The following is a 9,818-nucleotide window of genomic DNA, read 5'->3' as shown; positions in this document are numbered from 1 at the left end:
GCCCAGGTGTCCTGCGGGCCGAGCGTCGCGGCGAAGCCGGGCATCGTCGATGCGCCGTGTTCGTCGCGCGTGCCGTGGCGCACGCGCCAGAACAGCTCGCCGTCGAGACGTCGGGCGAGCAGCGCGCCGGCGAAGGTCGGCGGCCAGTGCGGGAGCGTGGCCGCGAGCGGCCCTTCGCCGCGTCCGTCCGCGCCGTGGCACGCCGCGCAGTGCTGCGCATACAGGTGCGCGCCGCGCATCACGTTCGATACCGAAAACGGCGCGGGATCGCGCTGGAAACTCGTCGGCACGGCGGGCGAGAGCCACAGCGAAGACGGCGGCCACGGCGCGAACCACGCAACGGCCAGCGCAGCGAGCGCGGACCCGACACGCCACTTGCGCGAAGCAAGTGCGATGCCCGCGGGTACGGCAGCCAGCACCGTCGCCGCCACGGAGAACGCGAGTTGCCGCGTGAGTCCCGCGTCGATGCGCAGCGTTTCGAGCGCGATGCGACGGGCCCACGGCCACACGGCTTGACCGTCGGCGTCGCCCGTCAGCCCGATCGCATGCAGCACGCGCGCCAGCGCGATTTGCGCGCGATACAGCCCTTGCAGAAACAGGAGCGCCCAGTCGGCGAACGTCGGCGCGTTCATCGGCTACGGTCTCGCCGCGCGGCGGTCCATCGTCGAACGGTACCGCGCATCTACCAGCTCGCATCGAGTCCGAGGTGCCGCAACGCGTCGTGACGCAGTTCCGCGAGGCGCGGGTCGCCGCGATGGCGCGGGTAGGGCAGGTCGACGTGCAACTCGGCGACGATCCGTGCGGGGCGCGGCCCGAACACGATCACGCGCTGCGCGAGGAACAGCGCTTCCTCGACATCGTGCGTGACGAGCAGCGCGGAGAAGCCGTCGCGTTGCCACAGTGCGGTGAGTTCGGCCTGCATCGTCAGCCGCGTGAGCGAATCGAGCTTGCCGAGCGGTTCGTCGAGAATCAGCAGGCGCGGATCGTTGACGAGCGCACGGGCCAGCGCGACCCGCTGCGCCATCCCGCCGGACAACTGGTGCGGGAACACGTTCGAGAATTCCTGCAGCCCGACGCGCGCGAGCGCATCGTCGACACGATGCTGCGACGCACGCGCCACGCCGCGCGCCTCGAGGCCGAGCGCGACGTTCGCACGCACGCGCCGCCACGGGTACAGCGTCGGATCCTGGAACACGACGATGCGCGACGGATCGGGCTGCTCGATCGGCACGCCGTCTTGCGCGATCGTGCCTTGCCGCGCGGCGTCGAGGCCCGCGACGAGGCGCAGCAGCGTCGACTTCCCGCAGCCGCTCGGGCCGAGCAGCGCGACGAATTCGCCGGCCGCGACCGACAGCGTGACGTCGTCGAGCACCGGCAGCGCGCCGCCGGGGCCGTCGAACGCATGGCTCACGCGGCGGATGTCGATGCGCGCGCCGCGCGGCGCCGCGACGGCGGGTGCAGCGGCAACGGACGATGCAACGGAAGATTCGAGGACGGCGGCGCTCACCATTTGACGGTTCCTTTCTGCCAGGCGAGCGCGCGGTCGCGCACCGCGAACAGCAGCGCGATCAGCCCGGAAAACAGCAGCGCCATCACGATCAGCGCCGCATACATGTTCACGTACGATGCCCAGCCCTGCGCCCAGCTCAGATACCAGCCGAGCCCCGACTTGACGCCCATCATCTCGGCGACGACCAGCACCGTGAACGACGCGCTCAGCCCCATGAAGATGCCGACGAACACGTGCGGCAGCGCGGCCGGAATCGCGACGCGCAGCACGAGGAAGCGCGCGTTCGCGCCGAGCGTGCGCGCAACGTCGTAATACTGCTTGTTGACGCTCGCGACACCCGACCACGTGAGCACCGCGACCGGGAAGCCGGTTGCGAGCGCGATCAGGAACGCGGCCGCCGAATAGCTCGACGGGAAGAAGTAGAACGTGAGCGGCAGCAGCGCGGTGGCCGGCACGGGGCCGAGCACGCGCAGCACCGGATGCACCCAGTAGCCGATCCGGCGCGACCAGCCGATCGACACGCCGACCGCGAATCCGACCGCGACGCCGTACGCAAAGCCGAGCGCGAGCAGTTTCAGCGTGTTGCCGGCGCTGCCGGCGAGGCGCGGCCAGTCGTCGACGTAGACCTCGATCAGCGCCTGCGGCGGCGCGAAGAACGGCGTCGGCAGCCAGCCGGTTTTCGCGGTGACGGTTTCCCACGCGGCGAGCACGAGCGGCAGCGCGACGAGCCATGGGCCGGCCGGGCGTACGCGCGCGAGCCGCGTGCGCGTCGCGGGGACGAGATGGCCGAGCGTCGCGGCGGCGAGCAACAGTGCGGCGATCGTCCACGCGCCGACGGCGAATTCGCCGGTGTACGCCCAGTCGCTGAAACCGACGACGCGGTTCGGCCACAGTTGCGTGAGGGCGCCGAGCGCGCCCCATGCGAGCGCGGCGGCAATGCCGGTCGGCCAGGTGCGTGCGCGGCGGGCTTCGGCGGCCAGCGTGGCTTCGCAGGCAATGCACGCGACGCGCGACGCGGGCGCGGATGCGGCGGCACTGCCGCCGGAAGCGGCTGACGCGGAGCGTGCGGAGGGCGCGTGTTCGATCGTCGACATCGCGTCACCCCAGCACGTTCGCATAGACCTGCTGCGCGAAGCGCTGCGGGTCGGTGCTCTTCTTCAGCACGCTGATGCGGCGGAAGTCGTCCGCGTAGAACGCGATTTCCTGCTGCAGGTCGACGTTGGTCGGGTGGTGGTTGTAGGTGAGCGTCGCGTAGAGCTTGCGCAGGTCCTCGGGGTTGATCTTCGGCGAATACTTCGCGAACACCTTAGCGGCTTCGTTCGGGTTGTCGTGCGTGAACTCGGTGGCCTGCACGATCGAGCGCGCGAGCGCGGCGGCCGACGGCCGGTCGTTGCGCACGAGGTCGCCGCGCGCGCCGATCACGCAGCACACCTTGCGCGCGTATTCGCCGGACAGGTTCGTCGCCAGCTCGGTGTATGCGCCGTTGCTGCGCTTTTCGAGCAGATAGAGATTCGGGTCGCCGTCGGCGATCGCGTGGATCTCGCCCTTGTCGACCGCCACGCCGAGCAGGTCCGCCGGATACTGCCGCCACGTGATGTCGCGTTCGGGATCGATCCCGTTCTTCGCGAGCAGGATCGAGAAGAAATGCTTGCCGGGCGCGGCCAGGTCGCTGACGCCGACCGTCTTGCCCTTCAGCGCCTGCAGCGTCGTCACGCCGGCCGCTTTCGCGCCGACGAGCCGCACGCAGCCGCCGTGCGAGCTGCCGATGATCTTCACGTCGAAACCGGCTTCGAGCGGCTTCAACCAGCGGTGGATCATCCCGACCGCCGCGTCGGCCTTGCCGGTCGCGATCGATTCGAGCAGCTGGTCGGTCGAGCCGCTGTAGTTGATCAGATCGACCTTCAGGCCGTTCTTCTCGAAGAAGCCGCGCTCCTGCGCGACGACGATCGGCGTCAGGCAGAACGCGTTCTGGTTCCACGCGAACGTGAGCTTCTTCAGCGGCGGCGCGGACCAGGCCTTGCGGCCCAGCGTGATCGCGGGCGCGGCGAGCGCGGCGGCGCCGGCGGCGCGCAGCAGCTTGCGGCGTGTGTCGTCGTGCGCGTCGTCGTGTGCGGGTGCGGTGGTTCGGGTCATGTGGTCTGGTCTCCGGTCGTGCGGAAAGGCGCTCAGTCGAGCAGGTCGGGTTCGTCGGCGACGACGCGCGCGAACAGGCTGTCGAATGCGTGCAGCGCGCCGTCGGGGCCGCCGATCTGGCCGTGCGTGTGGCGCGCGGTGGCGTAATCGATCGGCTGCGGCGTGCCGGCCGCCTCGGCCAGCAACTGCGTGTGCGCGGCGTTGTCGAGCGCGATGTACCACCACGCGGCGGCCTCGACCGTCGGGCCGGCGCTCAGGATCCCGTGGTTCTTCAGGATCGCGCCTTTGTGCGTGGTGCCGTCCGGCTTCGCGAGCGCCTCCGCGATCCGCGCGCCTTCGCTCGTGTCGACGACCATCCCCGTGAAGTCGTCGAACAGCGCGTGGTCTTCGTAGAACACGCAGGCATCCTGCGTGAGCGGATCGAGCAGGCGGCCGAGCGTCGACCATGCCTTGCCGTACGTCGAGTGCGTATGCGCGGCGGCGACGATGTGCGGATGCGCTTCGTGGATCGCCGCGTGGATCGCGAACGCGGCCTTGTTCAGCGGCCGCGTGCCGATCGCGGTTTCGCCGCGTGCGTTGACGAGCAGCAGGTCGGACACCTTGATCTGCGAGAAATGCACGCCGAGCGGATTCACCCAGAAGTGGTCGGGCAGCTCGGGGTCGCGTGCGGTGATGTGGCCGGCGAGCCCCTGCGCGAAGCCGAAGCGGGCGAACAGGCGGAATGCGCCCGCGAGCCGTTCCTGACGGTGACGGCGCTCGGCGGCGACGTCGATGCGCGGTGCCGGCGGATCGAACCAGAAATGCTGGCGCGGCGCTTCGGCGAGTTCGAGACCCGATGTCGTACGGATAGGCGAGGCAAGGACGGCGGACATGATGGCGGATGGCTCCGTTAGGCTCCGTTGGGTTCAGGCCGCGCGGCGTGCCGCGTCGCGGGCGGCGACGGCGCTGCGCACGCGCGGAATCAGTTCGCGGCCGTAGTCGATCGCGTCTTCCAGCGGATCGAAGCCGCGGATCAGGAACGTCGTGACGCCGAGGTCGTAGTAGTCGAGCAGGGCGTCGGCGACCTGCTCGGGCGTGCCGACGAGCGCCGTCGAATTCGAGCGTGCGCCGGTGAGCTTCGCGATCTCGGTCCACAGCCGCTTGTCGACGCGCGAGCCGCGTTCGGCCGCCGCGAGCAGGCGGCGCGCGCCTTCGCTCTGCTGCGGGCCGCCGGCGCCGAGGCCGGCCGCTTCGCGCAGCCGGCGCGTTTCGTCGAGGATGCGATGCGCGCGCGCCCACGCTTCTTCCTCGGTCGCGGCGAGGATCGGACGGAACGACACGGAGAAGCGCACCTGCCGGCCGTGCTTCGCGGCTTCGGCACGCACGCGCGTGGTCAGGTCGCGCACCTGGTCGAGCGATTCGCCCCACAGCGCGTAGACGTCCGCGTGCTTGCCGGCCACTTCGAGCGCCGCTTCCGATGCGCCGCCGAAATAGATCGGCACATGCGGCTGCTGGAACGGCTTCACGTCCGAAAAACCCTGCTTGAACCGGTAGTGCGTGCCGTCGTGATCGAACGGCTGCGCTTCGGTCCAGATCCGTCGCAGGATGCCGAGGTATTCGTCGGTGCGCGCATAGCGCGCGTCGTGGTCGAGGAAGTCGCCGTCGCGCTGCTGTTCGCTGTCCGAGCCGCCGGAGATGAAGTGCACGGCGAGCCGGCCACGGCTGAACTGGTCGAGCGTCGCGATCTGCCGCGCGGCGAGCGTCGGCGCGGTGAAGCCCGGGCGATGCGCGAGCATGAAATGGATGCGCTCGGTCGCGGCGGCCGCGAACGCGATCGTCAGCGTCGCCGACGGGCCGGTCGAGTGGTGCGGCACGAGGATCCGGTCGAAGCCGGCCGTCTCGTGGGCGCGTGCAAAGTCGCGCACGTAGTCGGGATCGACGACGGGGCCGGACGCCGGATGGATTTCCGACTGCTTCTGGCTCTGGATCATGCCGATGAATTCGACGCTCATCTGGGTCTCCGGTGCAGGGACGGCCCGGCTCGAGGCCGGGCAGGAATGGAGCGCAGGTTAACGCCGGGATCATGCGAAACGGAAATAATCAATCCCGAATTGAATATCAGATTTGCATGGTTTGGGCGGGGGTGCGCTGCGCATACGCTGTGGGCTCACGAAAGATCGGGCGCGGGCGCCAGCGAATCCGGCGCCGCGCGTTCCGGATCGCCGGCTTCATCAGAAACCGCGCCGCGTGGCGATCGATCGCCGCGATTGCCGCCTGTCCGTATTACTTTGCGTATTGCCCAGGGAATCCGTCTCGATGTCCGCCAGCCTTGCCGCTTCCTCGCCAGCGCCGCAGCCGCGTTCGCTGCGCCTCCTGTCCGCCGACGATGCCGACGTAGACGACGCCCGCGTCGCCGCGCTGCTCGACCGCCTCGCGCCGGAGCTGGCCGCCGACGCGGCCCGCAACGACGCTGACGGCCGCTTTCCGCACGAGAACTTCGCGCGGCTGCATCGCGCGGGGCTGATCGCTCAGGTCGTGCCGCGCGAGCATGGCGGCGCCGGTGCGACGCTCGCGCAGGCGAGCCGGATCGTGGCCGCCGTCGCGAGCGCCGTCCCGGCGACCGCGCTGGTGCTGACGATGACGTACCTGCAGCATCGCGCGCTCGGCCGCGCCGACAACCGCTGGCCGGCGCAGGTCCGGCGGGCGGTATTCGACAGCGCGGTCACCCACGGCGCGCTGATCAACGCGCTGCGCGTCGAGCCCGCGCTCGGTTCGCCGTCGCGCGGCGGCTTGCCGGAAACCATTGCACGGCGCGACGGCGACGGCTGGCGGTTGTCCGGCCACAAGCTGTACAGCACCGGGATTCCGGCGCTGCGCTGGCTGGCCGTGTGGGCGCGCACCGATGAACCGGCGCCGCGGGTCGGCGTGTTTCTCGTGCCGCGCGACTGCGACGCGGACGGCGATCGCATCCGCGTGATCGAAAGCTGGAATCACCTCGGCCTGCGTGCGTCAGGCAGCCACGAGGTCGTGTTCGACGACGTGCGGCTGCCGGCCGATCACGCGGTCGACGTACGCGCACCGGACGCATGGGCCGTGTCGGCGGCGACCCATGCGGATGCCGACGCGCAGGCTGACCAGCAGGCGTGGATGGTCGCGCTGCTCGGCAGCCTGTACGACGCGGTGGCGCGTGCGTCGCGCGACTGGCTGGTCGGGTTCGCGACGACGCGTGCGCCGAGCGGGCTGGGCGCGCCGCTGGCGACGCTGCCGCGCGTGCAGGAAGCGGTCGGCGAAATCGAGGGCTGGCTGCATGCGAACCGTGTGCTGCTCGACGATCACATCGCGCGCACCGGCGCGGGCCAGGCACCGACGGTCACGACGAGCGGCCTCGTCAAGCGGACCGTGACCGAGCACGCGATCCGCGTGGTCGAGCAGGCGTTGAAGCTGTCGGGCAATCACGGTCTGAGCCGCGCCAATCCGCTCGAGCGCCACTATCGCGACGTGCTGTGCAGCCGCGTGCATACGCCGCAGGACGACGCAATCGCGGTGGCGGCGGGGCGTGCGGCGCTCGAAGCGGCGAGCCGGAGCGAGACGAAGCGCGCAGCGAAGGGCGAGACGGAGACGAGCGGGGCGTCGGTCAACGCGACCGAACGCGGCCGCAACGATGCGTGACGGGAGCCGGGCGGGCGCGGTCGCCAATCGGGCGGCGCGATTCCGACGCCGCCCGGTGGTCCGGTCAGGCCGCCTTGCCGTGCGCCTGCTCCGGCAACGCGAACGCGGTGCGCGCATGCGCGGCAACGGCGGCGAGCGGCGCGTCGAAGCGGGCCGCATCGTGCCGGCGCAACAGCCACAGATCGATCTGCGGCTTGAAATCGGCGAGCGGCACGATGTCGAGCGCATCGCGCAGCGGGCTGCCTTCGACGAGCGGCAGCGGCATCAGCCCGATGCCGAAGCCGTTCGCGACGCTCTGCAGCTGCAGGTCGCGGCCGTAGGTGTCGAGCGTGACCGGCATCGGCAGGCGCTGCGCGTCGAGCGCGCGCCGCAAGCCCGCGCGAAAACCGCAGCCGTCCGGGTTGAGCACCCAGCCACGCGCGTGGCAGTCGGCGAGCCGGTAGCTGCGGCGCGGCCAGTCGCCCTTGCGGCCGACCGCGACGAGCCGCGTGGCCAGCAGCCGTTCGCCTTCGACCTGCGCCGGCAGCACCATTTCGCGCGCGAGGAACACGAGCGCCGCATCGAGTTCGCGCCGGGCGACGCGCTCGACGAGCATGCCGCCCCAGGCGGTCGTGACCTGCGTCGCGAGCGCGGGCCACTGCGCGGCGAGTTCGGCGATCAGCGCGGGCAGCATCAGCTCGCCGAGGCCCTGCGTGAGCCCGATCCGGAATTCGCCGGCAGGCGGCTGCTCGCCGGCCGTCAGCTCGCGCAGCGCATCGACTTCGCGCAGGATCGCGCGACACTGCTCGAACACCTGCCGGCCGATGTCGGTCGGGCGCGGCGGCTTGGTGTTGCGATCGAGCAGGGTCACGCCGAGCGCTTCCTCGAGATTCTGGACGCGCCGCGTGATCGCGGGCTGCGTCATCCCGAGCTCGGCCGCGGCCTGGCTCAGGGTCTGGCAGCGGACGACCGCTGCAAAAGCGTCGATATCGCTAATTTTCATGTTTGTTCTGCATGGTCTTTCGGGTGCATCATGACGATCCATCATATTCGGCATCATATTCGAGGAGTCAGCCGATGAGTACGCTTTCGTTGCATCAGACGCCGCTGCGGCCGTTCGTCGACGGTCTGGGCGCATTGCTCGCGTCCGGCGCGAACGAGGCGCGCATCCTCGACGAGGGCGGTGCGCTGCTCGCCGCGCTCGTCGAACACGACGACTGGTTGCCCGACGCATTCGCGCAGCCCGACCCCGCGCGCTATCGGCAGTACCTGCTGCATCTCGACCCGGACGAGCGGTTCTCGGTCGTCAGCTTCGTGTGGGGGCCCGGCCAGACGACGCCGATCCACAACCACACGGTGTGGGGGCTGATCGGGATGCTGCGCGGCGGCGAGTTCTCGCAGCCGTACCGGTTCGACGCGGCGGGCAAGCCGGTGCCGGCGGGCGACGCCGTGCGGCTGCAGCCGGGCGAAGTCGAGGCCGTGTCGCCGCGCATCGGCGACGTCCATCGCGTGACCAACGCGTTCGACGATCAGGTATCGATCAGCATCCACGTGTACGGCGCGAACATCGGCAAGGTCGAGCGCGCGGTGTTCCTGGACGACGGTACCGTGAAGCCGTTCGTGTCGGGTTATTCGAATGCCTGATGCCTGATGCCTGATGCAACGCCCGCGGGCGCGGCCGGTTGCCGGCACGCGCCGGCCGGCCCAAGACTTATCCGTTCCGCTTTCTTCACCGACTTCAACGCATTCAATCAAGACAGAGACACCGTGACGCAATCCGCCGACTCCACCTTCCGCTTTCCCGTCGCTTCGTACCAGGACGTGCGCGCCCGCCTGCTTGCCCGCGACGAGATCGCGCTGATCGACGTACGCGAGGAAGATCCGTACGCGCAGGGCCACCCGCTGTGGGCCGCCAACTTTCCGCTGTCGAAACTCGAACTCGACGCGTGGACGCGGATTCCGCGCCGCGACACGCCGATCGTCGTGTTCGGCGAAGCGGGCGGCGAGGATCTCGCGCCGCGTGCGGCCGCCAGGCTCGCGCAACTCGGCTACACCGACGTGCGGCTGCTCGACGGCGGCCTCGCGGGCTGGCTCGCCGCGGGCGGCGAACTGTTCATCGACGTGAACGTGCCGAGCAAGTCGTTCGGCGAATGGGTCGAGGCCGAGCGGCATACGCCGTCGCTGTCCGCGCAGGAGGTGCAGGCGCTGATCGATGCGAAGGCCGACGTCGTGATCGTCGACGCGCGCCGTTTCGACGAATACCAGACGATGAACATCCCGACGTCGACGAGCGTGCCGGGCGCGGAGCTCGTGCTGCGCGTGCGCGCGCTCGCGCCGAACCCGGCGACGCAGGTGATCGTCAACTGCGCGGGCCGCACGCGCAGCATCATCGGCACGCAGTCGCTCGTCAACGCGGGGCTGCCGAATCCGGTCGCCGCGCTGCGCAACGGCACGATCGGCTGGACGCTCGCGGGCCAGACGCTCGAACGCGGCGCCGCGCGACGCTTTCCGGACGACATCGACGCGACGCAGCGCGCCGACGCACGCC

The 9,818-nt window shown here is 70.4% G+C and carries 10 protein-coding genes; 3 read left to right on the top strand and 7 right to left on the bottom strand.

Annotation, left to right across the window (positions count from 1 at the left end; genetic code table 11):
* The 6 genes from G3N96_RS35460 to G3N96_RS35435 all read right to left on the bottom strand — a co-directional run.
* On the bottom strand, nucleotides 1-632 hold a 632-nt coding region (locus tag G3N96_RS35460; protein WP_206140079.1), incomplete at its 3' end, for a cytochrome c.
* A gap of 50 nt (nucleotides 633-682) precedes the next feature.
* Nucleotides 683-1,510 carry an ABC transporter ATP-binding protein gene (locus tag G3N96_RS35455; RefSeq protein ID WP_206140078.1) on the bottom strand — a complete coding sequence of 276 codons (828 nt, stop codon included), beginning with the start codon at nucleotides 1,508-1,510 and terminating at the stop codon, nucleotides 683-685.
* On the bottom strand, nucleotides 1,504-2,604 hold the full coding sequence (locus tag G3N96_RS35450; protein WP_206140077.1) for an ABC transporter permease subunit: 1,101 nt from the start codon (nucleotides 2,602-2,604) through the stop codon (nucleotides 1,504-1,506). The genes G3N96_RS35455 and G3N96_RS35450 overlap by 7 nt, the downstream gene beginning before the upstream one ends.
* A 4-nt stretch (nucleotides 2,605-2,608) precedes the next feature.
* The gene (locus G3N96_RS35445; protein ID WP_206140076.1) at nucleotides 2,609-3,643 is read right to left on the bottom strand and encodes an ABC transporter substrate-binding protein; all 1,035 of its coding nucleotides are present in this window, start codon (nucleotides 3,641-3,643) and stop codon (nucleotides 2,609-2,611) included.
* Nucleotides 3,644-3,675: 32 nt separating this feature from the next.
* Nucleotides 3,676-4,515: a class II aldolase/adducin family protein gene (locus tag G3N96_RS35440; RefSeq protein WP_206140075.1), complete on the bottom strand. Its 840-nt coding sequence runs from the start codon at nucleotides 4,513-4,515 to the stop codon at nucleotides 3,676-3,678.
* A gap of 33 nt (nucleotides 4,516-4,548) precedes the next feature.
* Nucleotides 4,549-5,634, bottom strand: coding sequence for an LLM class flavin-dependent oxidoreductase (locus tag G3N96_RS35435; RefSeq protein WP_206140074.1), 1,086 nt, complete (start codon nucleotides 5,632-5,634; stop codon nucleotides 4,549-4,551).
* A 304-nt stretch (nucleotides 5,635-5,938) separates the two neighbouring features.
* On the opposite strand from G3N96_RS35435, the gene G3N96_RS35430 reads away from it, so the two are divergent.
* Entirely contained in the window at nucleotides 5,939-7,291 is a 1,353-nt protein-coding gene (locus tag G3N96_RS35430; RefSeq protein WP_206140073.1) for an acyl-CoA dehydrogenase family protein, read from the top strand.
* A gap of 64 nt (nucleotides 7,292-7,355) precedes the next feature.
* Here G3N96_RS35430 and G3N96_RS35425 read toward each other — a convergent pair whose 3' ends face one another.
* On the bottom strand, nucleotides 7,356-8,330 hold the full coding sequence (locus G3N96_RS35425; RefSeq protein ID WP_185634136.1) for a LysR family transcriptional regulator: 975 nt from the start codon (nucleotides 8,328-8,330) through the stop codon (nucleotides 7,356-7,358).
* Between the two features lie 17 nt (nucleotides 8,331-8,347).
* Between G3N96_RS35425 and G3N96_RS35420 the strand changes: the two genes are divergently transcribed.
* Both G3N96_RS35420 and G3N96_RS35415 read left to right on the top strand, forming a co-directional pair.
* On the top strand, nucleotides 8,348-8,914 hold the full coding sequence (locus G3N96_RS35420; RefSeq protein ID WP_206140072.1) for a cysteine dioxygenase: 567 nt from the start codon (nucleotides 8,348-8,350) through the stop codon (nucleotides 8,912-8,914).
* A gap of 123 nt (nucleotides 8,915-9,037) precedes the next feature.
* Nucleotides 9,038-9,818: rhodanese-like domain-containing protein (locus tag G3N96_RS35415; RefSeq protein ID WP_346778930.1), on the top strand; the 781-nt coding region annotated here is incomplete at its 3' end.

The organism is Burkholderia sp. Se-20373, assembly GCF_017104705.1.
GTDB lineage: Bacteria > Pseudomonadota > Gammaproteobacteria > Burkholderiales > Burkholderiaceae > Burkholderia.
The sequence above is the reverse complement of the archived record's forward strand: the minus strand, read 5'-3'. Positions and strand labels throughout refer to the sequence as shown.